This window comes from Thetidibacter halocola (assembly GCF_018224955.1).
Classification (GTDB): domain Bacteria; phylum Pseudomonadota; class Alphaproteobacteria; order Rhodobacterales; family Rhodobacteraceae; genus Thetidibacter; species Thetidibacter halocola.
Genome location: NZ_JAGTUU010000001.1, coordinates 931261 through 955912, shown reverse-complemented (window position 1 = coordinate 955912; position 24652 = coordinate 931261). Strand labels below are relative to the sequence as shown.

Genomic DNA, 24652 nt, shown 5'->3' with positions numbered 1-24652 from the left:
ACGATCAACATCCCACACTGCGCTCCCCGATGACCTCGGGAGCATCATGACCATCAGTGTAAGGGGGTCATTTTTGGGCGCCGATTACCCCGCTACGGGGTCAAAATTGCATGCCTGTTCACATTCCCTGGCTTCCCGTCGGGAATCCACCCTGGTCAGGCGGTGATTTCACAAGCCTCTGATCTGACTCAGCAATTTTGCGCGAGCTTCGCGGGGTGGCTTCCCGGTGGCTTCCCCGGTGAAAATGCCTGACGCTAGCGAAATGCTGCGCTGCGCCCCCCCGCATACGTTAGACGCCGGGGAGGAACCAGAGGAGGGGGAGCCCGATCAAAGTCAAATGGCTGAGAAGCTCAAAGTCGTACGGCAAAAAAACGCTGGGCCGAGGTCAAGGCCCAGCAAGAAGCTATTTGTCGGAACCCTCCAGGAAGAGATTGCAGCTCACGTGCGCAACCGCGAGCTCTTCGCCACAGGAGTGCGCATGGTGCGACAAGAAAGACCATTTGAGGGTGTGGTCTGAAGTATGGCCCTGCTGACTGCAGGGCAAATCTTCATCCATCTTTGCTCTCACGGATTTTACTAGTTGCGCGATGTTCTTATTCTTAACATATGAAAGAACAACGCCTCGCCCTTCTCTTCCAGTTGTATATCGGCTGAGGAGCTGTTCTAGCCCACTTATATGATAGCTTGGTCCACCATATATTTTGGCTTCGAAGAGTTTCTTTCTGACGGGTGTGCAGTAGTTCAAATGGACAGTGATGTCCACATGGCCATTCGAATGTGCTTCTTGACATACTGATACACCAGGAATTTTAAGCGATGCAGTAAATACACCTGACAGACCTACTTCGTTTAGGGTTGCGAAGTTCTTCTTATTCACTTCCAAATGCTCAACCGCCCCCTCGACGAAAGCGTCAAAGGCTTTGTCGAACTGATCATCTGTGCTGGCACAAATGAGGTCAACGAAGTCTGGTGACTTCTTCATTAGCAATTCTGCAAAGGCGAGAACTGAGTTAGGGTTTACAGTCACTGCACAAGCCCTTCCCTTAACTCCCACCGTATTTCGATGCTATTTGCCCAGTTTCGCCATTCAGATTCAGTAACCCTGCCTTGTTTCCAAGCGGCCATCATTTTAAATAGATCGGCTAGGTCTGCAGTGCTGGTCGGTGCGGAAACCGGAAATAGTTTCATGCGCAAGAGTGGGCGATCATAGTCTGTCAATGCCGAAACAACAGACAGCCCTTGAATTCCTTCGCATGATGCGGCTTTTGCAGCAGATTCAATATGCTCTAGCTGAAAGAAATCTCTGTGCTCGTGCCGCGCCCTTTCAAACAGTATTCGGCCTATCTCAACCATGTTTGGCATGTCACCAAAGTGCTGGAGCAGGGTTCCATTGAGCTCGTTCGAAAGCTGATCATCGTTGAACAGTGGCAAGTTGGCACTCTGCTGTTCCAAATCCCACTTCTGACTTGTCAGACCATTGATGGCCAGTCCGACTTTGCCTGGGTCATCCACCAATATGTAGTGCCACGTCCCGTGTCCGCCTGTATGGTTTACAGCTTCGACCCAGCGCTCAGCTGCCTTTGCTTTTGCGTCAGCGTCGTCATTCACTCGACCTTTGATCTCGATGATCACATTCAGATCTTTGTCGGTGACAACGATGAAGTCAGGAACATATCGTGAGACAACGCCTCGATGTCGGTAAGGAACAGTGAAGCCGAGCCTGTCGTTCTTGACCCAACGCCTTACCCCAGGATGGCTGTCGAGCAGGAATGCGGCGCTTTGTTCCCACTTTTCAGTATCGGCCACCATTGCGTTGAGGTGGCACAGGTTGACCGGGTAGATTGGCTTGGTCGTATGAAAATCGACGTTCAAAGTGCTCCCACGCCCGGCAGCGCCTGTGGGGATCACCGCGACCTCGCGCTCTCCCGTTCTCGAACCTTTCTTGATCGCTTCAAGCAGAGAGCTGATCGCGGCCTGCATGTACTCGCCTACCAGCAGCAAGTCCCTCGGAAGACTATCGCCCTTGAGATCAAGCTTCTCGTCGAGGAACCGCTTTGATGCGAACGCAACCTTCGGAAACAGTTGTTGAACCGGGACAGCTTCTGCGCCGTTGTCCGCTTGCCAACGGGCGCAGACCTCCCGAGCCAACCTAAATGCGACTTGTTGATCGCGGAATCGCGCTCGCCAGTCTTTTAAGGACAAGACAGGTCGTTCGCCCGGCCCGAAAACTGCCAGTGAGCCATCCGGTGAAGTCAGCGGCGTGAGTTCGACCGTCTGCGGAACCTTCATCGGGTCAATCGTGACCTTGGATACCTTGGACCAGTCGAGGTGAACGTCGAACTGCCCCGTTTGATGGTAGCCAGACACAATCGGGAATGTGATTTCGTAGTCTACTTTCTCTGGGACGGAAAAAATGTGGTTTGGGTCAGGCTGAGGCGGCTGCGGCCCAGCCGGTTTGACTTTGAAAGGTATCAGTTCGAACGGAACCCCAAAGACCTTTGCGGTCTCCTCTGCAAACATCTGTGTTTCTTCATTCAACGCGTAGCTCTTGCGGCGCAGTGCTCTGCCGACGACCTGCTCGCACAGGAGCTGAGACCCAAATGGCCGAAGGCCAACAATGTGCGTGACAGTGTTCGCGTCCCACCCTTCCGCCAGCATAGCGACAGAAACGATACACCGCACATCGCGACCGGGCGGAATGCGCTCATCGATCCACTTCAGTGAACCGTCGTTGTCGTCGCTTGCGACCTTGTCATTGTGCTTGCGGACTAGTTCTGACCAATCTTCAGGGATCCTGCCTCCTGGCCAAGTCGGTTTGCCTACGGTGTCGAGGATGAACCGAAGGCGTTTTGTCTCGTCCTTTGAGCCGCCGTCCTCGATATCCTCCATCACCTTCGAGTCGATGCGAACCGTGACTTCCTGTCCTGGCGCGTTCCTGAACCAGCTTGGCGCGACGCCGTAGCTATCATTGCCGTTCGCCATCCAACCGTGGACCTCTTTGGCGACTGCTGTGTCGCGGCAGACCACGATGAACACGGGCGGCACCGGGTGCTTCTGCTGCTGCTTGGACTGCTGCTCCCACTCCGAAAACCGCTGGTACCATTCTTGAGCCAGCAGATTGATCGGTGCCGACGCATAGTTCATCACGATTTCAGGCGTGATGTTGGTGCCTAGTCCATCTTCCTTGGCTTTGGCCTGCACCCACCGCCAGATGTTGAAATACGCCGCTTCTTCCGCCCCCGATACATCTCGAGCGGGCAGCTGCGGGATCTTCACTAGGCCCGATTCGATGGCGTCGAGCAGGCTGAAGTCGGATACGATCCAAGGGAACGGCTTCCCGACCTCGTTGCCCGACCCCTGGATGTAGAAGGGCGTTGCAGACAGATCGACGCACAGGTTGATCCCGCGCCTGCGGCCACCACCAGCCAGCTTATTGATCCTGTCCAGCGCCTCAACCCAGATTGTCGCTTCCCGGGCGTTCTTTCTGGCGAGATCCTTGTCCTCGTCGAGGCTTTCCTCGCTAGCCGCATCACCTCGGCGATAAGCGTGGTGGGCCTCATCGTTGAAGATCAACCAATGCGGGCTCCGCCCTTTGCCGCTGCCCAGCTCTCGCCGGATGCGCTTGAACCATGCCGGATCAGACTCGAAGTACTTCGTCTCCACGCTCTCGTTGGCCTTGCCAGCGTTTTTGACGACCTCGACCGGTTCGCCGGTTTTCACGACCTTGGCGCTATCGCCGTTGACGGTGTTGGTCTCCTTCTTCGCCAGACGATGCCAGTTCGCGATCATCACCTCGCCGCGGCGCAGCTCTTCCATGCGGTGTGGCGGGACGAGCTGCCTCGTCCGATAGAGACTGATATCGCCCAGCGCTGGATCCAGTTCCTGCAACCGCTCGCGGATCGTGACGTTCGGACAGACGATCAGAACCGTGTCCGAAAACCGGTCGTCTCGTGGTGAAGCGACGCGATTCAGGATCGACCAGGCGGCCAGCATGCCCATTACTGTCGTCTTGCCGCTGCCTGTCGCCATCTTGCAGGCGTAGCGGATGAAGGCGCGGATGCCTGCCGCCTTTGCCTCCAGTCCAGGCTCGTCGCGGGGGATTTCGGGAACGCCTTTGCGGTAGGCGTCCTTTGCCTCAACGAGAAAAATTATCGTTTCAGCCGCTTCGATTTGCGCAAAGAACAGCCGCTGCATGCGCTGATCACCGCGCCAAAGCTCCAGAAGTTCCCTTGTCACAGGCGACGCACCGTCATAGGCCACGCCACCGCTGTGGATGCCCGCCCGCCAATCTTTCACGCGGCCGCGGATCGCGTTGACGATCTCGAGCTCGACCTCCTCGCCTGCTTGGCTTTCAAACAGTTCGGCTTGATTGCGGTCGCGGCGGCCCCGGCCGGAGTGTTCCGGCACGCGGTAGAAATAGCTCGCGCGCCGACGGCCCTCTGCCTTGTAAGGGGGCTTGGCCTTCTCGACTTTCCAGTGAACCTGTGGCTCGCGAAACGGCGAGTTGATGATGACCGGCTGATCCTCGGGGATCGGTTGCGGTGCGTCTTGTTCTGCGGCGACGGACATCAGACGGCATCCTCTTCGCTGCGGGTCGCCATCAGCTCGTTGCCGCGCTCGTCGATCACCTTCACCGCGATCCGCTTCTTGTCACCCAGCGCGAAGGGCTCGCTGACCGTCCCAGCCAGATGCGACCAGACGCTGTCCTCGAACTGGCCCTTCAGCGACTTCTGCAGGTTGTCCCAGGCGCTGGTCTTCGGGAAGAACACCTGGCTGGCATAGAACGCCATGCCGTTGTGATTGGTGTCGAGCATCCAGCAGGGCAGGTTTTCGGCGTCGATGTGATCCGTGTCCATCAGATGCGGCATGAAGATGTCGAGCCCGCGCAGCTCCACGCGATAGAGCGGCGTGCCATCGGCGCGCTGCCCTGCTTTCTTCAGTTTCACATCCGGCAGGCCGGTGATCGAGAAGATTTCGCTGTTCTTTGACGTCTTCAGCAGGTCCGACATAACCACATCTGGCGTCACCGCGATATAGGCCGTGGGGATCTTCATCTTTTCCAGAAGCTCACGAGCCTTGGCCTGGATCGCAAAGCCGAACAGGAACAGCTGGCCAAAGCCCTGTTGCATGGCCTCCATCGCGGCATTGAACACGTAGTCCGAGCCGATAGCGCCGTCCTCGGGGCCGAAGGCGATGGCGATGGTCTTTTCGCTGCCGTTCTTCGCCACGGCCTCGGCATGCAGGTATTCGCGGTCGGCCAGCGGACGGACGTTCTCGAGCTGCAGCGTCTCGTTGCCCGGCAGGCTGAGCGACTTGCTCTGCCGCAGCACTTCGATCATCCGGTCGAGATAAGAGCGCGGGCTGGAGGACTGCGGCTGCGTCGAGGCGCCCTCGGCATCCTCCTCCATGCTCATCGCGGCCTGGATCGTGGCCTCGACGGTGAAGGGGCCGCAGACCCGCGTTATCTTGTCGTTTACTTCAGCTTGCTCGACGAGGACCTCCATCTTGGGGTCTTCGTCGTTCGCAATCGACTTGAGGGTAATGCGCGGGACCAGGCCGCCAACTTCTTCGCCCTTCTTGTTGCGCTTGCGCTCGTAGACGAACCCACCGGCAGGTCCCTTCGAAGGCTCCTTGAGCCGGTACCATGGGAATGCGCGCGTCAGGAGGCGTTGTCGAGCTAGGGCGATTGGAACGCGTGAGGTATCCACGGTAATCCACCGACGACCCCATTCTTCGGACACCACCGCCGTGGTGCCAGAGCCACAGGTGATATCCATGACGATATCACCTGGTTCGGTCGTCATGTGTATGCAGCGTTCGATAACCTTTGTGCTTGTCTGGACAACGTAAGACTTCTTTTCGGTGAAGCTCCCCGTAATCGTATCGGTCCAGATGTTCCCGATTTGCTCAAAAGGAAAGTCATCTGAGAAACGCCGATACTGAATGCTGTTCTTCGCGACATGGATACGGCCCGCCTTGGCTAGCTTTTCCATCCCGTCGGGATAATTTGCCTTCCAATGCGAATTTGCGCCTGGCTTGTAAGTCTTCCCCTCATGTTCAAAAGGCTGAGGTTCCGAAGCCGCGCCCTGTGACTGCAGGTCACCCGGCTTATAAAGCCTAACATCGGGCGGGAGATCGACCTCGCCGCGTTCCTCAGCCTTTGTCACTCCTCGATAAGTGCCATCAGGAAAAAGGACCCAGCGTGCGTTGCCTTTTCCGGGTTCGACTGGTTGGGGTCTGAACACCTTGTTGTATTTCACAAGCTTCGGGTCGCGTGTGTACCACAGCAAGTAGTCGCCGACTGTCGGCATTGTGGAGGAGTCAAATCCTGATGTCGTCTGGAAGCTGATCTGTGAAACGAAACCACCCGGGAAAACTTCATCAAGTACTTCACGAACATGATGAACGTTGTCGTCCGACATCTGAACAAAAATTGACCCGGACGGTGTGAGCATTTCACGCGCAAGTTTCAGCCGGTCACGCAGATACGAGAGGTAAGAATGCAGCCCTAATTCCCAAGTGTCCCGATAGGCTTTCACCATCTCGGGTTCACGGCTCATCTGATCGTCATTTCCGTGCTTGTCCTTGACTGCGAGGCTCCGGACGAAGGGCTGGAAGTTAGAGCCGAACTTCACGCCATAGGGTGGGTCGAAATAGATCATCTGCACCTGGCCGCCCATCCCCTCGTATTCGAGAAGCGAGTTCATCACCTGCAGCGAGTCGCCAAGGATCAGGCGGTTGGTCCAGGGGCCCTTGTGCTCGTAGGCGTCCAGCCGGTCGGCGATGTCGAGGTCCAGATCGCCAAACAGGTCGAGCGTCTGGCCGCGCGCCTTATGCGACTTCAGCGTCTCGAGGATCGCCTGAGTCGAATGCCGCTCGTGCACGAACAGGGGCAGCGTCGGCACGGCGATCTGCTGCCGCTCGGCCTTGCCCGCCCAGTTCAGGAAGGGCTTGGTCAGGCTGCGCAGCCGCGCCGCGCATTGCCAGAGCGAGGTGAAAGGCTCATCCGTGCCCTGCCAGACCTGCGGCTCGGCAAAGACCGTGGCCTCTCCCTTCTCCGCCGCCTCGGCCACCAAGTTGAGCAGCCATTCCGCAAACGGCCGCTCGCCATTCTCATCCCATGCTAGTTCCGGCGCGAGGCTGGAGTCGTAGCGATAGGTCTTCGGCGGCTTGCGATGCGAGAACTGCGCCTCGACGCCCACATCCGGCCGCAGCACGGCCTCGTCGGCATGCGCATAGGCGGCTGACCCGGCCGCCGATGCGATGGGCGCGGCTTTGGGCTTGGCGGACTGCTGTGCCTTGGGCGCGTCACCATGCGTCCTTGCGACCGAGCGACCCTGGCCGCGCCCTTTGGCAAGCAAGCCTTCGGCGATCAACTGGTCACGCACCTCGTGATAGTCCTCGTCCGTCAGATTCGGCATGTCTTCGCGGAGCCGTGCGATAATGGCGCGATTGCCGATGGTGGAGCCGTCTTCGGGAATAAGGGAAAGGATGAGATCACGCAGGGATTCGGACATAGGGTACCTTCGGGGACATCGGCTTTTGCGGCCAAGCTAAGTAGTTTTCAGGCGAAATGCAGCCCAAAGTTGATGAATGCGGATTGAGGCTGACCGTCTTTGACAGGGTCATGTGACGTGCCACACCTCGCCACTGTCCAGCTGCTTAACGAAATCCACCGCGGCGCCGTTCCAGTGATAGGCAAAATGCGCGCCCTGCGTGGGGATCGGGATCACGTCGGGCCAGAAGACAGCGATACACTGGCCGTTGGGATAACGGATGCTGGGCCAGGTGATGCCGTTTGACCCGGCCGCGCGCCGCTCGGCGCCGAAGACCTGCGAGGGGCCGTAGTCGTCTGGGTGCAGAAGATCGGCGTTGCCGGCCACATCGTCGAGATCTGCATCGATGGACCCAGTCAGTTCGCGGAACTGCGACGTCCAGCCGGGCGCCTCATTGGTTGCGCGCATAAACCGAGCGTGGTGGTGGATGGTTTCTGCAATTGCTACCTCGGTGCTGTCGCCTGCGTAGTACAGGCCAAAGCTGCCGTCCGAGAACCGCCCAGGCCGAAGGGGCGAGCAATGGACGAACGGTGCCATGACCCAACTTGCGCCGGGTCCAGTCACGCGGCGCGCGACCGGTACCTTGGACAGATCACCGATACTGTCCCGGATGCGGGGATTGAACTTGGCTTCGGCTGAGGCCAACGCTTCCCAATCTGCAGGATCGGCTATGTCCTCGAAGAGGTCGATAGGCGGGTGGATGGAGCGGATGATGCGGACAGTGCGTGGCCATGTCACGCGGCGGACAGGTGCATTCACCAGGCACCCCGTTCTGCATCAAGATAGCTGCGCAGATCGATCAGGTCCGTAATCTCACCCCGCATCATGACGTCCAGCGCGCTGCGCCCTCCGAAAGCCACGCTGGGCTTGCGGATCCACGCGTAGCCGCGGGCTGGTTCGGTGAAGAGGTAGCGCAGCGCTTTGTGGATGCCCATCAGGATCGCCATCCGGGCTCGCAGATCGCGGTCGATGCGGCCGATGTCACCGGTCTTCCAGCGTGCCCATGTGCGCTGGGCCATGTCGCCGAGCAATACGCGAGCTTCTACATCCGTTAGATCCCAAGCGCGGAATAAGTTGACTGTTGCGCGCGCTAGTGCCGCCGCCTCGTCATCCGTGATGACAGGTAGATCCGGGCGTGCTGTGATTGATTGGACCGTAGCGAACTGCATGGCTGATCTCCTTTGGCATTAATATAGAATAATAATGCCAAATGGCAATGGCAATCTATTACCCAAGTGCGTGCGCCCGCTTCCAAGGTTTTGGTATCGGCATCGCCGCCGTCACCACGACCGCGCGCAGCAGGCCTCCTTCGATCAGCCCATCCCGGATCCAGCCCAGCGCCTGCCACCAATCCTCGTAGGCGCGGCGTGCGGCTTCGATCTGATGCGGATGCGGGACGTAGGTGACCGGGCAGGCCAGAACCTCGACCGTGCGCCACCTCCCGCGGACAAGGATGCTTTCGGTCCCGACGACGATGGTGGTCGCCCGTTCGCCATGTTGATTGCGCTTTACCTCGAGCGGGACGCAGTGCGGGACGGCCCCGGGCATCCAGTCGGGGGTCAGCCCGGCGCGGGCCAGTTCGGCGACGCGGATTGCCATGCGCCTTCCGCCTAGGTTCTCGGGAATCCCGGCGACAGTGGCGGCGATCACCTCGGCGTCCTCGTGGGTATAGCTGCCGATCTTGTGCTGGCCACCGTCGACCTTGCAGCCTAGCGCGGCGCGTTGCAGCAGGACGTATTCGAGGCCGAAGCCGAACCCTTCGTCGGTCGCGTCCTGCGGCGTCGGAAGATCCAGCTGGGCCTTCTCGACCCGGAACGCCCATTCCAGCGCCGCCTGAACGCCCAGCGCGCGTTTCACCGTCGTGCCGCCGGCGCGGGTGATGTGTCGAGGCAGGCTCATCGCACGCCTCTCAGTCGGAGCCGCTCGACCGTGACCAGGCCCCGGCCCAGCATGGCATCGCGCATGGTGTTGCTGATCGTGTTTGGTGGCAGGAACCGGTCGGAGTTCACCAACTCGGCGTAGAAAGCGGCGAGCTCGTCTTCGCTGTGCCGCGGGCCGTCAGCGCGCTTCCGGCGACGGGTTTCGCCATGCGCCGCCTTTGCCGCGTCGGTCTGCATCCGGCGCTGGGCGGCCCGCTGCATGGCGCGGTCCAGCGCTTTTGGCCCATCGGGCGGTTCGGGGTGGTCCTGACGGGTCGCCTTCGCCACCGCGACGATCTCGGCCTCGGTCAGCCCCAGCTCGTCCCGCCAGCGCTGGACGTGCAGCTGGGGTGGCCAGCCTTGCCACCAGCCGGGCAAGGCGGCGGGATCGAGGCCCAGCGCCTGGAGCAGCTCCCCGAAAAACCGATCAGAGATCGCCGTGCGCGTCTGCGCGCCCTCCTCCTCCTTTACTGGTTTACTTAGAGGTTCTCTTACAAGGTTAGTGTCCGGATTTCGGACACGGCTTTCGCGATTTTCCGGACACGGCTCGGGCGCAAAATCGGACACGGCTCCGGCCTCGATCCCGTGTCCGAATTCCGGACACGGCAGCGCGTCGATGTCTGCGTCGAGGGGCATGCAACCGGCATCGTCGACGATGTCCATACGCGTCTCGTCGCCGTGTCCGGTATTCGGACACGGAACCACATCCAAAGGTGTGAAGCCCGGCTCAAAGCCCAGGATGTAGCGGGTCGGCAGCTGGCGCCTGGTCACCGGATCGATCCACGGCACGCGCCGCAGCAGGCCTGCGGCCTCCAGCTGGCCGAGATGCGTGTTGAGCGTGGAACGGCTGATCTCGCAATCATGCGCCAGCCGCTCCTGGGAGGGGAAACAGCCATAGTCCGGGTTGAACCGATCGCAGAGATGCCAGAGCACGATTTTCGTCGTGGGCTTCAACCCGCGCTGCTTGATGGCCCAGTTGGTCGCCTCGTGGCTCATGGCGCAGGTCTCCGCAGGGCCGGGGCAATGCGGGTGGTGAAACCGTGCTCCGCGAGCGCGCCCAGCGCGTCGTTGAGGCTGCGGACGAGCGCCCAGCCGAAGCCCTGTGCGAGAACTGCATCGCGGAACGCCTGCTGCTGGGGGCGCAGCCGGCCCTTCGGTGCCTTCAGCTCGAGGAACAGGATGCGGCCTTCGCACAGGATCATCAGATCGGCGAAGCCGGCATGAACGCCCATGCCGACGAGGATCGCCTGACGCTTTGCCCCGCGCGGCCCGCCCTCGGTCACCTCGTTGGCGCAGTGATGGATGATCGCGGTGCGGGGCAGGGCAGGGCTACGCGCAGGGCCTGGACGACCGAACGCTGCAGATCGGCCTCGGGTGTGCCGCGCCGCGTCATCGTGCGCTCCTCGCCTGGTCCTCGCGCTGGGCGCGGAGTACCGGCCGGCGCGCATCGATCACCACGAGGAGACGCTGCGCCTCTTCGCGCTCGGTAAGCGTCTCGCCATGGGCGGACAGGACGGCACAGGCGAGCCTGATGAGGTGATCGCTGTGATGTGCGGCATCCGCGATGACGGCGCGCGCCTCGGCGACACGATCGGCGGGCCACGCGGATGTACGGTCAAATCGCGACATCACCGGCGTCCCCCGGAACGGCGGCGGCGCGGTGCGGCCTGCTCCTGCTCTTCGAGCCATTCCTCGACAGCGGCGCGGCGATAGAAGACCTTGCGGCCGGCACGCACGCACGGCGGTCCTGTGCGCTGAGCCTCCCAGCGGCGCAGGGTGTCGACCGACAGGCCGAGCTCCAGGGCGAGGTCAAGGCGGCTGATCCAGCCGACCAGCAAGGTGCGGGGTTTGTCTTTCGGTTCTGGCATCGATCCGGGATGCGGCATCGGGGTCTCCCTGGTCCTGGCCCCGAAATCAGGGGCGTGTTGCAGAACCAGTGAGCGCAGAGCCGACAGGGTGGCGGCGAGGCAGAGGGTGTCGGATGCAACAAGGACTGAGTTCATGCCGGAACGCATCAAACTGACCGAGAAAGTGCTCCGCGACGCCCAGCCTGTACCGGGGCGGGATTACCAGATATTCGACGCCGACGTGCGCGGCTTTGCGGTCTGCATCTACCGCGGCGGCGGGCGCGCCTTCACGCTGGATTATCGCCATGCCGGCCGGCAGCGCCGGATGACCTTCGGACGCTGGCCAGAATGGTCGGTATCGGCGGCACGGGAGCGGGCGAAGGAATTGCGGCGGGAGATCGATGCGGGGTCTGATCCTCTCGCCCAGCGCGAGGCGAAACGGGAGGCGCCCCGCGTGACCGATCTGATCGAACGCTATTGTGCCGAGCATCTGCCGAAGCTGTCAGAACGCAGCGCGGCCGATCAGCGGTCGGCGCTGGCCAAACTGGTCGCGCCGGTCTGGGGCCGCAAGCTCGTGACGGAAATCACGCCCACCGATGTGGACAAGCTCCTGACGAAGATTGCCGAAGGCAGGGCGCGGCCGCACAAGGAAAAGCCGAACAACCGTGCGCGGAAACTGCAGGGGGCGAAGCCGACCCCGGTGCGCGCCAACAGGATCGGTGAGGTGTTGCGGAAGATGTTCACGCTGGCCGTCCAGTGGGGCTGGCGCGAGGACAATCCCGCCCAGCGCTTCCACCGCCGCACCGAGACACCGCGCGAGAGGTTTTTGTCGAAGGAGGAAATCGCCCGCCTCGCCGCAGCACTCGACGCCGCGGAAGATCGGCGGGCGGCAGACATCATTCGCCTGTGCATGCTGACCGGCGCACGGCTGGCCGGGTTTGCGCGACTCGGTCACCCATCAACGTCGGCCTGTCCCGCCCCGGTCAGGAATACCGGCCGAATGAACGGAGCGTTGGCTTTTCGCGGAAGATCAATTTGCATGGGCAAATCGCGGAGGGAACGGGACTAGGGCCCAACGTTCTCTGGCCATTAAATCACTGATATAAATCAGTTTAGTTCAGGCGGCGCAATCCATTCCCAATTTGGCGCCATCAGGCAAGCGCGATGTCCGCGCCGCTTTTGGGGGCCAGCAAGCGAGCCGTCTTGAACCGAAGCACTTTCGACTCTCACGAGCACCTCCATCGACAACAAATCGACGTTTGTTCCAAGAAAGGTGCCTGCCACCGGGGTGACTTGTGCGATGTTTCGGGCTACGGCGAGCGGTATCAGGTTCCGGGATCCGACGCTACGGTTCGTGGGATCGAAAGCAATCCAGCCGGCACCGGGCACAAAAATCTCGACCCAGGCATGGGTGGACCCGGAACCTGCAGACCCAAGGAGGCTTTCCTCCGGATCGGACAGATAACCGGACACGATGCGGGAACCGAGTCCAAGCGTTCGCGCAGCTTCGGCGAGCAGGACCGCGAAATCACGGCAAGAGCCCCATCGCCGGTCTAGCGTCTCGATCGGTGACTGGGTGCCTTCAGTGTCTCGGCTCTGGTAGGAAATCTGGGTGAACACGCCATTGCTGACATCCTTCAGCAAAGTCAACGTATCGGTCGGGCGCGCCATGACGAATCCCTCGACCCATCGTGCAAGGCGACCGTCTGGGTCGCTGTATTGCGGTACCGTCAACGCCCCCAGATCCATCCATTCGTCGGCGGCGTAGACAAAGGGGTACTGGGCGGCCGAGGCAGCGATGGCAAAGACTGGCCAGTCTGGCGCGGTGAGCTCCACCGTGGCACGGCTCTCGATCACCAGATGATCTGTCGGGCCGTCAAAGACGGCGGTGGCGACGGAGTTGCCGGCCACGTCATGCGACCAAGTCACCGTCGCCATCGGAGAAATGGAGAGGGTATGCGCCAGTAGTCGCAGTTCCCTGGTTTCTCGGGGACGTAGCATCAACCGATGGGGCCCAAGAGGGACCTTGTTGCGGTATCTGTAGGTCGTGGTGTGAACGATGTCGAGGCAGGCCAAAGTGATGTTCCAGTTCGATTTGAAGAAGACGGCGCGCGGCTGTGGGGATCAGCGGTGGCGCGATGCGCCCGGGCTGACGGACACGGCGTTCCGCCAGGCATTCAACCCCTTGCAGCGTCGGCAAATCCGTTCTCCGAAACCTTCGCTCCAGAACGAGGTTTCGCATCGCAGGCATCGGCGTTCTTGCGCTACATCGCCCAAGGCCCTTGCGGTCTCGATGTCCGGCGCTGCACTTTCGGCGATGGCCTTGTCCGCCATCACGTTTTTCCCGCTGCCGGACCGGTGCGCAAGGGCGGCGGCGCGTCCGGTCGCGAAGGCATGCCTTCGCTTTCGGCGGTCCGGATCGACTCTTCGTCCCGCGCTCCTCGGGCGGTCGTCTTCGAAGACGGCGCAGCCAGGTTCGGATCAGGCGTCCCGGACCCGGAATAGAGATGTCGCAGGTGCGCCTCGGTGACCCCGTCGGCCTGCATCACGAGCTGTACCATCGGATCAGCCAGCATTTCTTCAAGGAAGAAGTCGGACAACGCCTTGCCCGTGAGCTTGTCCCTGGCGCGTGCTTGGTCCAGGTCGGCAAGAGAAAGGGTGAGCGTCCTCGCAAGGCCAGGATGCGATGCCCTGGGATGAAGCTTTACCAGAACCGAGGCTTTCCAGGCTGCGGGATCCTGTCGATCCGGGGGTGAAGCCACCTCCGTTTCGATCTCGTACTCACCCGCCGGGAGCGTCTCGGCAAAGCCCGGTACGGTGAACGACCGGGAAAAAACCGCGACGGTCTTGCTCGTCAGATCTTCCATTGGCGTGATCCTTTCCCTTGTTGCTGTGGGTGGTCCGCGCCCCTCATCGGAATGAGGGGCATAACCTTTGCACGTCTCAAGATGTCTTGGATTTCGCGGGTGCTTCCTTACAGGCGGCCTTTGGCTCGGTCTCCTTGGCAGACGTCTTCGGGGTCTCCGCAGGCTTCGGCTTCATTGCAGCCGCAGCCCTGGCGGTCAGGTCCTTGAAGGACATGTCATCGATCCTTTGATTGGTCGACGCCAACTCCTCGTCCATGTCGGACCGGGATATCTGGCATCGGTGCTATCTATATGGGGATTGGCGACCCGATTTACGATGGTGCATCGAAAAGGTCGCCAAAGTCAGTCAGGCCATTTCATCCGTCCAGACCATGAATTCCGTCAAAGTGTTCTGGCCGAAGGTCTGGGTCAGAGGGACATCGGCAGCATCGCGACCGCGCGCGATCAGGATTCTCGCAAACCTCGGCTTGTTGTTCCGCGGGTCGAACATGTGCCATTCTCCAGCGAGAAAGACCTCCATCCAAGCGGCGAAGTCCCCAGGCGGATGAGGCAGAGGTTCACCGATGTCGCTCAGATATCCGGTGCAATAGCGGGCCGGAATGTTCATGCAACGACACAGCGCGATGGCGAGATGGGGAAAATCACGGCAGACGCCCTGTCGCTCTGCCATTGTCTGCGATGCGGTGCGCGTCGCTTTCGCCTGCATATAGTCGAAGAGGATATGCCCGTGCACGAAATCGCAGATTGCCTGAACGCGAGACCATCCGGGTTCGGTGGCCTCGAAAAGCCGCCACGCCTCCTCCGAAAGAAGATCGGTATCGCAGTAACGACTGCCGAGAAGATAGACCAGGGTTTCGAAGGGCAGGTCCTGAACGGCGTGCTGCGCGGCCTCGGTCGCTGTCGGATCGGGCAGTCCGGTGTCGCGGAAGATCCCGTCGGTGGACAGGGTGAAGTCCCCCGCCGGGGCCACCATCCGCGTACACCAGTTGCCGAAGCCGTCCCGGTAGCTTTCGAGCGGCACGCTCGGCTGCGTCACGAGATAATCGGCTCGCTCCAGATCGCCGAACCGCGAGTAGTGGACGTTCAGCAGCGCGATCAGCGGCGTCGGTTGCGGGAAGCTGTAGCGCAGACGGCAGCCGATGCTGACGCGCATGCCGGACACACGGCCGCGCCCGGTCATGTCATGATCATCTTGCAAGGATGCGCGTTCCGAGGCATCGGGCCGGTGCCATCCTGCGCAAGGACGGGGAAGGCCACGAACGCTATCACTCCAGCCACAATGGCCAGCCTCGAGATCGACCTTTCCCGAGGAAGCCTCATCGCGGCTTTCTCCTTGGCGGACCAGAGCCCGCCGGTCGGCGCGTGAGGCCTGGACAGCCCAAGCCTGAGGGTTCCGGTCAGCCGTCGAGCGGGCGGTGGCGAGGAGCCCCTGGAATTCGATCTCGTTGGCATGCCTTCGTTCTCGGCCACCTGGATCGCGAAGTCCGGCAGGACTGTCGGGTGGGTGCTACCGGTCATCCCAGGGACAACTTGTGCAAGGCCGCAGCTGCAAGAGCATGTTCCTTCTGGTGGTAGTCGCCGCGGAACTCGCCATCGACCTGCACCTCCCAGATGCCGTTTCTTTCGCGCACCTGAACCCCACCGCGCTGCGGTGGCCGGTTCATGGAAGAGTCCTTTTCGTCTTTGCTTCTAGGCGGCAACGGCTGATGGTCGGACACGTCCGGCTCCTTTGCTTCGGGCGCGCGCGCTTCTGCGAGGAGCATCACGGCGCGAATGAATTCTTCCGCGTAATCGTCTGTTTCGCGGTGGTCGTGTTCGCGCCGGGTCCGTCTCATCGGCTCCACGAACCGTTCCCGCAGATGGTCGACGAAACGCGGCTCGGTACGGGCCATGTAGGCGATCAGGGCCTGCAGGATCCGTTCATGGGCCAGCACGCGCCGTTCGAGATCGGTCGTCTCTACTGCCGTCTCGGTAAGGTACTCATCTGATGTCATGGCTAATCATCCTTTGCGCTGCGCGTCGCGACGCTGGATGTCGTGCGTTCGAGCGCGGGCAGGCAGGCCATCGCTTCATCGCGATCCAACTCTTGCCATCCACCTATCAGCGAGGCGGACATTGGGTGCTGACGCAGGTTAGGGGCACGGAAATTAAGTGGGTGTGTCTTGCTCAGAAGCGGAAAGAAACCGGCCTCGGCTGTCCAAGTGTCATCAGGACATGTTGACAAAGGGCGCACCCATCGGGTGTTCGACGTGACGCCTTCTGACGTCGCCCTCCCATAAGTTCTTGCTGCGTCTGCCTTGGTGGCGGGGTGAACCGCGACCGACAAAATGGCCCAGAAGACAAACCCAGATCAGCCTTGAAGGAGGCGTTCCCGGCTATTGGGATGATCGGGTGAGGTTTCGTTTCCAGTCTTCGCCTGGTGCCTGGACGCATGGACACGCTGCATCCGGACCAGAGGCAGTACCAGGCCCACCAAGATGACCACAGGGTTTTCAGACAGTCGCAACATTCAAGGATGGCCGAGATGATGACTTCCAAATCGCGCAAGACAACCACGGCAATTCTCGCGGTGTTGTCGCTGATGCAACCGTTGCCGGCTTCGACGCAGATCGTTACGGACGCCAAAGATAACGAAAACGGAGCGATGTCGGACCGGAAAGAGCGCCGCGACCGTGTCGAGGCCGGTTCGTTCGAAGAGATTTGCGCCGAGGCAATAGTTGCAGATCCGCGCGCCTGCGAAACCCTGATCCGCGACCTTCAGGCAAAGGCCGAAGTCGAAGCCCGAGCAGCGACCGACAAAGCCGGACAGGCCGCGATCGAAGCCGAGGCTGCGGGAAAACTGGCGGATGAGGCCAAGGGCGCTGAAAAAGGTGAGGCCAAGGCAGAGGCAGCGAGGCTTGCCCGCGAGGCGGATGTCGCCGCAGGCCAGGCCAAGGTGGCGACTGAAACCGCCGAAATGCTGGCGGCCCAGGCACAAGCGGCTGCACAGGCCGCAGAATCTGCCGCGGCTGCCGCCGCCGCCGAGCAGGCGCGGTTTGATGCCGAAGCCGAGGCCGCCACGGCTGCCGCTGCACAAGCCGCGGATGACGAGGCGCAAGCACGGGCCGAAGCTGCCGCACATGCGCAGGCCGAGGTGAATGCCAAGGCCGCGGCTGACGCGGATGAGCAAGCCCGGTCCGAGGCCAAGGCAAAGGACATGGCGGACGCCAAGGCCGCCACGGAAGCAGAAGCCCTTGCTGTCGACCAACAAACCGTTGAGGACACCTCCGACGCAGCGTCTGAACAACCCGCTCCTGCCGCAAGCGCGGACGATTGCCCGGCCCAGGTCATCGATTCGGACGGAACAATCCGTTGCGTCGATGCGCTGACGTCCGATGCTATTGCGGCGATTGCGGCCGGGTCCGACGCCGGGACCGAGGCAAAGGCCGAGGTGATCACCGAGACCGTCACGGAGAGCACGCACCGCTCCAGCAGCGAGGAATTCGACCACAGCAGTCCGGTTGAGGAAACAGCGGGCGAAGAGACAGGCGCCACCACGTCTGGCGATGCGGCCACGGCGCAACCCGACACCGGTCTGAGCGATCTTGAAAAGGCGGGCCTGATCTTCCTGGGCGCTGTTGCGGTCGGGGCGATCCTGTCCAACGGTCAGCGGGTGGAAACGAACACCGGCGATCGGGTGATCGTGAAGGAGGACGATGGGTCCTTCCGGGTTCTGAAGGATGACGATGCGCTGCTTCGCCAGCCGGGATCGGAGGTGCGCACGGAACGTTTCAACGATGGGTCGACCCGCACCATGGTGACGCGTGCCGATGGCACCCGGATCGTCACGATCCGCGATTCCACGGGACGCGCGCTGCACCGCGTGCGCATCGACCCGGACGGGCGCGAATATCTGTTGATCGACGACACCCGCAGCTTCGAGCCTGTGATCGTCCACAAATTGCCCAGTCCTGCCCAGGACGCTTACGACTATCGGGAGGCATCCGACGCCGAAAGCCTGCGCCTGGCACTGCTTGCTGCCGAGAGGCGCGACATCGACCGCAGTTTCAGCCTGCGCCAGGTGCGGGAATATGCCGAAGTGCGCGCATTGGCGCCTGTGATCAACCTGCAGGCCATCACTTTCGCAACGAACTCTGCCGCCCTTCAGCCGTCGCAGGCAGAGCAACTGCGGGAGATGGGTCTGTTGATGCGCGAGTTGATCGCAAAGGATCCGACCGAGTTGTTCCTCGTCGAAGGCCATACCGATGCGGTGGGAAGCGCAAGTTACAACCTGCTTCTGTCGGATCGGCGGGCGGAGTCGGTGGCGCTGGCCTTCAGCGAGTATTTCGGGGTTCCCACCGAAAACATGGTCGTTCAAGGTTATGGCGAGAGCTTTCTGCAGGTTCCTACCCTGGAGGCTGAAAGGGTGAACCGACGCGTGGCTGTCCGCCGCATCACGCGGCTTCTGTATCGCTACTGATGCGCTGCGCACCAGCGGCAGGCGGCCTTTTGCCCCAATCGACAGCGTGGGGTGGTGACGTTCGATCATTCCATGCCTCACTTGCCGGTCCAGGGCTTGAGCCTTTGTGACAAGAAAGCATTGGCGACGGCCACCCCATCTCTATCCTGAGACCGAAGCGGCTACCCCACGGTAACCCCGAACACCGCCCCTATGGCGGCTGTCGCGGCCATGGCCAGCGCACCCCAGAACGTGACCCTCATGGCTCCGCGAACCACTCCGGCTCCACCAGCAGACGCGCCCAATCCACCGAGGATCGCGAGGCCAACGATCGACGATGCCGCCACCAGAAGACCGATCCGAGCTTCCGGCACAAGCAGCGCGACGATCAGCGGAAGCGCGGCGCCCATGGCGAAGGTAAGCGCCGATACCAGCGCCGCCTGGATCGGGCGCGCGGTCACGGTTTCCGATATTCCGAGTTCGTCACGGGCATGCGATCCGAGCGCGTCGCGTTCTGTCAACTGTTGGGCCACCTGCGCGGCCAGGTCGCGGTCAAGCCCGCGGTCGACATAGATCCGGGTCAGTTCCTCGAGTTCGGCCTCCGGCGTTTCCTCGAGTTCTCGGGTCTCGCGCGCGATGTCCGCTCGCTCTGCGTCGGTCTGGGAACTGACCGAGACGTATTCGCCCGCCGCCATGGACATCGCACCGGCCACGAGCCCGGCAAGCCCCGCGATCAACACTTCGGGCTTTCCCGACCCGGCCGCCGCCACGCCGACAATCAGGCTCGCGGTCGAGACGAGACCGTCGTTGGCTCCGAGAACGGCCGCCCGCAGCCAACCGATGCGATGCACCATGTGAATTTCGGAATGCGAGAGGCGGCTCATGGCCTGGTTCCTTGTGCAATGTCCGCCTGTACTGAGAGGACAGGCTGTGGTTTCGGAGCAGCCGGCTCCTTCAGCGCGATGCGCCGCGCGCGAGAGGCGGGCCGGCAACGCGACGGGCACGGCCAGGACCAGCGGACAGCGCGTGACGACGACCAGCACGGCAACAGCTCGCATCGGACGCCACATTGCCGTCCACGAGCACTACGTCGCCTGCCGGATCAGGAGCCGGTCGCCGGGCGCAATCGCGTCGAGCGGGATCTCCTCCAGTCCGCATTTCCGATGCCGGGTCTCCGCGGCAAACGGCCAGGTCAGGGATCTGGATGCCGAAAGAGACCATTCACAGCCGCCCCAGCTCGGCCCTGAGCCTGGCTTGCAGGTCTTGCGGCAGAGCATCTATCGCGCGGGCAAGGGTTGCGAGTTCCTGGCGCGCGGCGTGCAACTGGTCGATGAGCGAGATCACGATGCCGAGCCCCGCCTCGTCGAGTTCGAGATCCTGCGAGAGGTCGCACAGCAGTTCCAGGCGCGCGATGTCGATGTGTCGAAAGACATAGCCGCTGGCGTCACGCTGCGGCCGGACGAGGTCGCTCTGCACGAATTGGTAAAGCTGGGCGCGCGTCAGCCGCGTTACGGTGGCGACGACGTCTGCCTCGGTAAACAGGTCTGTCATGTCCCGGCCCTCTTCATCAGGTCGACCCGCGGGTCATGGGCGTGCGTCTTGCGCCATTCCGCGAGGAAATCGCGCAGGCCGTCATCGGTCTGCGGTGGCGCGACGATCCTAAGCTCGACCTTCTGATCGCCTTTCGTCTTGCTCCTCGGATGCGCGACGCCACGTCCGCGCAGTCTGAGCGTCTGACCGGAACTTGCGCCGGGCGGGACCGTCAGGCTCACGCGGCCGTCGATCGTGGGAACCGGCACCTTGCCGCCGAGAATGGCCTCGTCGATGGTGATCGGCAGCGTCAGCAGGATATCGTCGCCCTCGCGGCGGAACACCGGATGCGGTTGGACGAAGACGGTGATCAGCGCATCCCCGGCAGGCCCGCCACCCAGGCCTGGCGCCCCCTTGCCGCGCAGCCGCAGCGTCTGGCCGTCTTCGGTTCCTTGCGGGATCCTGACCGCAAGACTCTGGCCATCCGGCAAGGTGATCCGGGTCTCGGCGCCCCGCGCCGCATCGAGGAAGGACACCTCGAGCGAATAGCGCATGTCCGGGCCTGCTGCCGAAAACCCGCCGCCGCCAAAATCGTTCCCGGGCTGCCGCGCGCGATTGCGCAGGAATTCCGCGAAGATATCCGCCGGATCCGCATCCGGTCCGAACCCGCGCCTTTGCTGGTAGGTATTGTCCGCAGCATCCGCGAAATCGCGGTAATACTGGCGCTGCGGACGCTCTGCGCCGAGGCCGTCGATCTCGCCGGCATCGTAGCGCGCGCGGGTCTCGGGGTCTTTCAGGATATCGTAGGCGGCGGAGATTGTCTTGAACCGTGCCTCGGCATCCGCGTCGTCCGGATGCAAGTCAGGGTGGCTGGTCCGCACCAGCTTGCGATACGCTTTCTTGATGTCGTCTGCCGTGGCGGTCTTCTTGAGGCCGAGGGCTTCGTACGGATCGTTGAGCATCGAGCCTCCTTCTCTTCCGCTCCCGCGCACGGCTGGGGAATGGCTCGCGAGCGATGTCAATACGCAGGAATTACAACGGCGAAGAGGGGTCGTCGCTGATCCATATCAACGCGGGCCAGCCCCTCGGACATATGCTGCACCAGCGGTCGTCCGGCCGGAAACGACGGTCTGTTCGGGTCGCGCCGGCGAATTCTGGAGGATGTCTTTCTTGTCGACCACCGGGCAACCGAAAGTTCAGGCGAACCACGGTCCGTCGCCAAGACAGACGGTCGTGCAGGATGCGCGGGTTCCGGCCCTGCGACCGGTCCCGCCCACACCCGCGCGCAAGCGGCGCTGGTGGCTTTGGGGGCTGGCCGGACTCCTCGTGCTGGCATGCGCCGCCCTTGCCTGGTCCCAGTTCTGGATGGCGCGGCCGACGCCGGTTCCGGTGGAGCTGGTCATGCCCGCGCCGGTGACGCGTGTGCTCGCGGTCAATGGCCGGATCGCCGCCATGCATTCGGTTGACGTGCGCCCATCAGTCGGCGGCGCTCTCGTGGTCCTGCCCGTGGCCGAGGGCGACATGGTCGAGGCAGGTCAGGTCCTGGCCCGGATCGACGCCGAGGCTCAGAACGCCGTTGTCCGGCAGGCGATGGCGGCACTGGACGCCGCGCTGATCACCCGAGACGAAGCCCGCGAGACCTATGACCGCTCGTTTGCGCTCGGGGTCAATGTCGCGCGCAGCGTGCTCGAGACCCAGGCGCGTGCGGTGCAATCCGCCGAGCAGGACGTCGCGCGTCTGACCGCCGTTCTGGAACAGGCGCAGGTCGTGTTACGCGATCACACGGTCCGTGCCCCGATGCATGGCACGATCCTCGCAATGGATGCCGAGGTCGGTCAGATCGTCGATCGGGCCACGCCGCTGCTGACCCTCGCCGATCTGAGCGTGCTTGTGGTCGAGGCCGATGTGGACGAGGCCTATGCGACGCAGATCGGCGAGGGTCAGCGCGCGGTGATGCAGCTTGCGGGCGAGACGGACACCCGCGACGGCCATGTCAGTTTCGTGTCGCGTCTGGTGGACGTGGCGACCGGCGGGCTTACCGTGAGGATCGGCTTCGACGATCCGGTTGCCGCCCCGGTGGGACTGACCGTGGCCGCGAACATCATCGTGGACACACGCGACGCGGCGCTGACCGTGCCGCGCACCGCCTTGCACGCCAACGGGGCTGTGACAGGAGTCTATGTCGTGGCGGACGGTGCGGCGCAGTTCCGGCCAGTGACGGTCGTCGACTGGCCTGCCGCACGCCTGATCGTCACATCGGGCCTGATCGAAGGCGAGGTGGTGATCACCGATGCGGCGGGCATCGTCGATGGTCAGACCGTCGCCGCGGATCGGCCCTGATGCTCTACGCGCTCAAGATCGCGACCCGCTACCTGACGGCCAACAAGGCGCAGACAGCGCTTCTGATCACGGGCGTCGCGGTGGGCGTGTTCATCTTCATCTTCATGTCAGCCCTGATCGGCGGGCTGGCCGAGTTCATCCTGTCGCGCACGGTCGGGGACCTCAGCCATGTCACGATCGAGGCAGAGGATCCCGATCCCTCCCTGCTGATCGCTCCTGCGGGCCACGTCCTGGCGGTGACGGAGCGGGGCCGGACGCGGAACGCGACACTGGCCGAAGCCGAGACGTGGCTTCCCCTGATCGAGGCGGTGCCCGGCGTCCGTGCCGTCTCGCCGCAGATCACCGGCGCGGGCTTTCTCACCCGTGGGGCGCAGGTGTCGCAGGTCAGCGTGACCGGGGTCATGCCGGGGCGGGAATCCGCGATCCTCGACCTCGACGGCTACATGGTCGAAGGCTCTGCCCGGACCGGCTCCGGCCTGATCGTGCTGGGCCGCGACCTGGCCGACGACCTCGCGCTGTCCCTCGGCCAGACGGTGCGGCTCCAGAGTTCGGGTGGGATCACGGCGCTTCTCACGCTTTCGGGCGTCTTCGAGACCGGCAATGGCGCGATGGACGGGGCCCGCGCCTTCGTCAGCCTGCCCGTGGCACGGACACTCTTCGCCATGCCGCAGGGCGTCACCCGGATCGAGATCAAGCTCGACGACCTGAACGCGGCGGACGCCACGGCGCTGCGCATCCGCGCCCTGACCGGTCTCGATGCCGTGCCTTGGACAGACGGGGCGGAACAGCTGATGGAGGCGCTGAACGCGCAGGCGCAGACCGGGTATTTCCTGAAGACCTTCGCGCTCATCACCATCGTCATTGGCGTCGCCTCGGCGCTCATGCTCTCCACCTATCGGCGACGGCCGGAGATCGGGATCATGCGGGCGATGGGCGCGGGGCGGAATTTCGTCGTTTTCGTCTTTGTCGCGCAAGGGGCGCTGATCGGGCTGATGGGGGGCGTGATGGGCGCGGCGCTGGGATACCTCGCCCTGCTGCCCTTCCCCTCGCGTGAGGCGTTTGAGCCAGGCACGCTGCCCATGGACATCACGCAAGGGTCCTACGGTCTCGCCATCACCCTGACGGTGATCGGCGCGATCCTCGCCTCGATCCTTCCCGCGCGCGCCGCATCCCGGGTCGATCCGGTCACGGCGATCGGCCAATGAGCACGCTTCTGGAGGTCCGCGACCTGTTCAAGACCTACGGCACCGGCGAGGCTGAGACCCGTGTGCTGCGCGGCCTCTCGCTGCGCCTCGAGGCGGGCGAGATGGCGGCCCTTCTCGGACCGTCGGGCGCGGGAAAAAGCACGCTCCTGACGATCCTCGGCACGTTGATGAAACCCACATCCGGCAGTTACGAGATGTTGGACCAGGACATGATCTCGGCGGACGATCGCGCGCTGACGGACTTTCGCAACGCCCATATCGGTTTCGTGTTCCAGTTCCACAACCTGTTGCCCGATTTCACCGCGCTGGAGAACGTGATCTTTCCCACCGCCGTGCGAGAGGGACGCGAGACGCCCACTGCCCGCACGCGGGGCCGCGATCTGCTGGAGCGCATGGGGCTGGCGGACCGGATCGATTTCCCCACTGCCAACCTGTCGGGCGGGCAGAAGCAGCGCGTCGCCGTCGCCCGCGCCCTCATGAACCGACCGGAACTGGTGCTTGCGGACGAACCCACCGGCAACCTCGACCGCGCCTCGGCGAAGCAGGTGATGGACCTGATCGGAGAGATCAACCGCGAGGAGGGGACGACCTTTCTGATCTCGACCCATGATGAAAAGATCGCGGCCTCCTGCCGGCGGCAGATCGAGGTCGCAGATGGGGTGGTAACGGGATGAAACGCTTGTTTCACCCTGCTGCGGAGCCCTCTGGCAGCGTCTGGAATCGGGCGCGGTCAGTTGTCCTGGCCTGGTCGCCGGACACAAGATCCATCTGTCAGGCGATTGATCCATGACATGCGGGCAGACGAAGGCGAACTCGTCTCCGCTATGGCAGAAGGCCGCGATCATCTCCCGGGTCTGGTCACGCGCGCAGCTTCAGCTTGAGGACGTACACCGCAGTTTTACCATTGAGGTCCAAGTTCTTCCCTGAGCAACGGAAACAGTGTGAAGTAG

The 24652-nt window shown here is 62.6% G+C and carries 21 protein-coding genes and 2 pseudogenes; 5 read left to right on the top strand and 18 right to left on the bottom strand.

Features of this window, described 5'->3' with window-relative positions; genetic code table 11:
* Positions 1 to 403: 403 nt before the first annotated feature.
* The 10 genes and pseudogenes from KB874_RS04335 to KB874_RS04290 form a co-directional block, all read right to left on the bottom strand.
* Entirely contained in the window at positions 404 to 982 is a 579-nt protein-coding gene (locus KB874_RS04335) for a hypothetical protein (RefSeq protein WP_212535289.1), read from the bottom strand.
* 41 nt (positions 983 to 1023) lie between these two features.
* On the bottom strand, positions 1024 to 4569 hold the full coding sequence (locus KB874_RS04330; protein ID WP_212535288.1) for a BPTD_3080 family restriction endonuclease: 3546 nt from the start codon (positions 4567 to 4569) through the stop codon (positions 1024 to 1026).
* Positions 4569 to 7517: a site-specific DNA-methyltransferase gene (locus KB874_RS04325; protein WP_212535287.1), complete on the bottom strand. Its 2949-nt coding sequence runs from the start codon at positions 7515 to 7517 to the stop codon at positions 4569 to 4571. Before KB874_RS04325 ends, KB874_RS04330 begins: the two co-directional genes overlap by 1 nt.
* Before the next feature lie 108 nt (positions 7518 to 7625).
* Complete coding sequence (locus KB874_RS04320; protein WP_212535286.1) at positions 7626 to 8315, bottom strand: RES family NAD+ phosphorylase; 690 nt, start codon at positions 8313 to 8315, stop codon at positions 7626 to 7628.
* Positions 8312 to 8725 carry an MbcA/ParS/Xre antitoxin family protein gene (locus KB874_RS04315; protein ID WP_212535285.1) on the bottom strand — a complete coding sequence of 138 codons (414 nt, stop codon included), beginning with the start codon at positions 8723 to 8725 and terminating at the stop codon, positions 8312 to 8314. Before KB874_RS04315 ends, KB874_RS04320 begins: the two co-directional genes overlap by 4 nt.
* A 58-nt stretch (positions 8726 to 8783) precedes the next feature.
* The gene (locus tag KB874_RS04310) at positions 8784 to 9455 is read right to left on the bottom strand and encodes a hypothetical protein (protein ID WP_212535284.1); all 672 of its coding nucleotides are present in this window, start codon (positions 9453 to 9455) and stop codon (positions 8784 to 8786) included.
* Positions 9452 to 10471, bottom strand: a complete 1020-nt coding sequence (locus KB874_RS04305) for a helix-turn-helix domain-containing protein (RefSeq protein WP_212535283.1) — start codon at positions 10469 to 10471, stop codon at positions 9452 to 9454. The genes KB874_RS04310 and KB874_RS04305 overlap by 4 nt, the downstream gene beginning before the upstream one ends.
* A pseudogene (locus KB874_RS04300) lies at positions 10468 to 10868 on the bottom strand (VRR-NUC domain-containing protein). The gene KB874_RS04305 and the pseudogene KB874_RS04300 overlap by 4 nt, the downstream one beginning before the upstream one ends.
* A complete protein-coding gene (locus tag KB874_RS04295; protein WP_212535282.1) occupies positions 10865 to 11104 on the bottom strand; it encodes a hypothetical protein in 240 nt (79 codons plus the stop codon). Before KB874_RS04295 ends, KB874_RS04300 begins: the two are co-directional and overlap by 4 nt.
* Positions 11104 to 11361: a helix-turn-helix transcriptional regulator gene (locus KB874_RS04290; RefSeq protein WP_212535281.1), complete on the bottom strand. Its 258-nt coding sequence runs from the start codon at positions 11359 to 11361 to the stop codon at positions 11104 to 11106. The genes KB874_RS04295 and KB874_RS04290 overlap by 1 nt, the downstream gene beginning before the upstream one ends.
* Positions 11362 to 11476: 115 nt before the next feature.
* On the opposite strand from KB874_RS04290, the pseudogene KB874_RS04285 reads away from it, so the two are divergent.
* Positions 11477 to 12253 (top strand): annotated as a pseudogene (locus tag KB874_RS04285) (tyrosine-type recombinase/integrase); the annotation flags it as partial.
* A gap of 176 nt (positions 12254 to 12429) precedes the next feature.
* Here the strand turns inward: KB874_RS04285 and KB874_RS04280 are convergent.
* The 5 genes from KB874_RS04280 to KB874_RS04260 form a co-directional block, all read right to left on the bottom strand.
* Positions 12430 to 13398 (bottom strand): transglutaminase family protein, encoded by a 969-nt coding sequence (locus tag KB874_RS04280; protein ID WP_212535280.1) that lies wholly within the window; start codon positions 13396 to 13398, stop codon positions 12430 to 12432.
* A gap of 257 nt (positions 13399 to 13655) precedes the next feature.
* Positions 13656 to 14189: a hypothetical protein gene (locus tag KB874_RS04275; protein WP_212535279.1), complete on the bottom strand. Its 534-nt coding sequence runs from the start codon at positions 14187 to 14189 to the stop codon at positions 13656 to 13658.
* A gap of 76 nt (positions 14190 to 14265) precedes the next feature.
* A complete protein-coding gene (locus KB874_RS04270; protein WP_212535278.1) occupies positions 14266 to 14403 on the bottom strand; it encodes a hypothetical protein in 138 nt (45 codons plus the stop codon).
* A gap of 132 nt (positions 14404 to 14535) precedes the next feature.
* Complete coding sequence (locus KB874_RS04265) at positions 14536 to 15342, bottom strand: transglutaminase-like domain-containing protein (protein ID WP_212535332.1); 807 nt, start codon at positions 15340 to 15342, stop codon at positions 14536 to 14538.
* A gap of 361 nt (positions 15343 to 15703) precedes the next feature.
* On the bottom strand, positions 15704 to 16183 hold the full coding sequence (locus KB874_RS04260) for a hypothetical protein (RefSeq protein WP_249200224.1): 480 nt from the start codon (positions 16181 to 16183) through the stop codon (positions 15704 to 15706).
* A 521-nt stretch (positions 16184 to 16704) separates the two neighbouring features.
* Here KB874_RS04260 and KB874_RS04255 point away from each other — a divergent pair.
* On the top strand, positions 16705 to 18648 hold the full coding sequence (locus KB874_RS04255) for an OmpA family protein (protein ID WP_212535277.1): 1944 nt from the start codon (positions 16705 to 16707) through the stop codon (positions 18646 to 18648).
* Positions 18649 to 18809: 161 nt separating this feature from the next.
* On the opposite strand, the gene KB874_RS04250 is transcribed toward KB874_RS04255, so the two are convergent.
* The 3 genes from KB874_RS04250 to KB874_RS04240 all read right to left on the bottom strand — a co-directional run bounded on the left by KB874_RS04250 (position 18810) and on the right by KB874_RS04240 (position 21119).
* Positions 18810 to 19511, bottom strand: a complete 702-nt coding sequence (locus tag KB874_RS04250; RefSeq protein ID WP_212535276.1) for a VIT1/CCC1 transporter family protein — start codon at positions 19509 to 19511, stop codon at positions 18810 to 18812.
* Positions 19512 to 19848: 337 nt separating this feature from the next.
* Positions 19849 to 20178 carry a chaperone modulator CbpM gene (locus KB874_RS04245; protein ID WP_212535275.1) on the bottom strand — a complete coding sequence of 110 codons (330 nt, stop codon included), beginning with the start codon at positions 20176 to 20178 and terminating at the stop codon, positions 19849 to 19851.
* A complete protein-coding gene (locus tag KB874_RS04240; protein WP_212535274.1) occupies positions 20175 to 21119 on the bottom strand; it encodes a DnaJ C-terminal domain-containing protein in 945 nt (314 codons plus the stop codon). The genes KB874_RS04245 and KB874_RS04240 overlap by 4 nt, the downstream gene beginning before the upstream one ends.
* 208 nt (positions 21120 to 21327) lie before the next feature.
* Here KB874_RS04240 and KB874_RS04235 point away from each other — a divergent pair, with 208 nt between their 5' ends.
* The 3 genes from KB874_RS04235 to KB874_RS04225 are packed head-to-tail and all read left to right on the top strand — an operon-like array spanning position 21328 to position 24376.
* Positions 21328 to 22497: an efflux RND transporter periplasmic adaptor subunit gene (locus KB874_RS04235; protein WP_249200223.1), complete on the top strand. Its 1170-nt coding sequence runs from the start codon at positions 21328 to 21330 to the stop codon at positions 22495 to 22497.
* A complete protein-coding gene (locus tag KB874_RS04230) occupies positions 22497 to 23702 on the top strand; it encodes an ABC transporter permease (RefSeq protein WP_212535272.1) in 1206 nt (401 codons plus the stop codon). The genes KB874_RS04235 and KB874_RS04230 overlap by 1 nt, the downstream gene beginning before the upstream one ends.
* A complete protein-coding gene (locus KB874_RS04225) occupies positions 23699 to 24376 on the top strand; it encodes an ABC transporter ATP-binding protein (RefSeq protein ID WP_212535271.1) in 678 nt (225 codons plus the stop codon). Before KB874_RS04230 ends, KB874_RS04225 begins: the two co-directional genes overlap by 4 nt.
* Positions 24377 to 24652 lie beyond the last annotated feature (276 nt).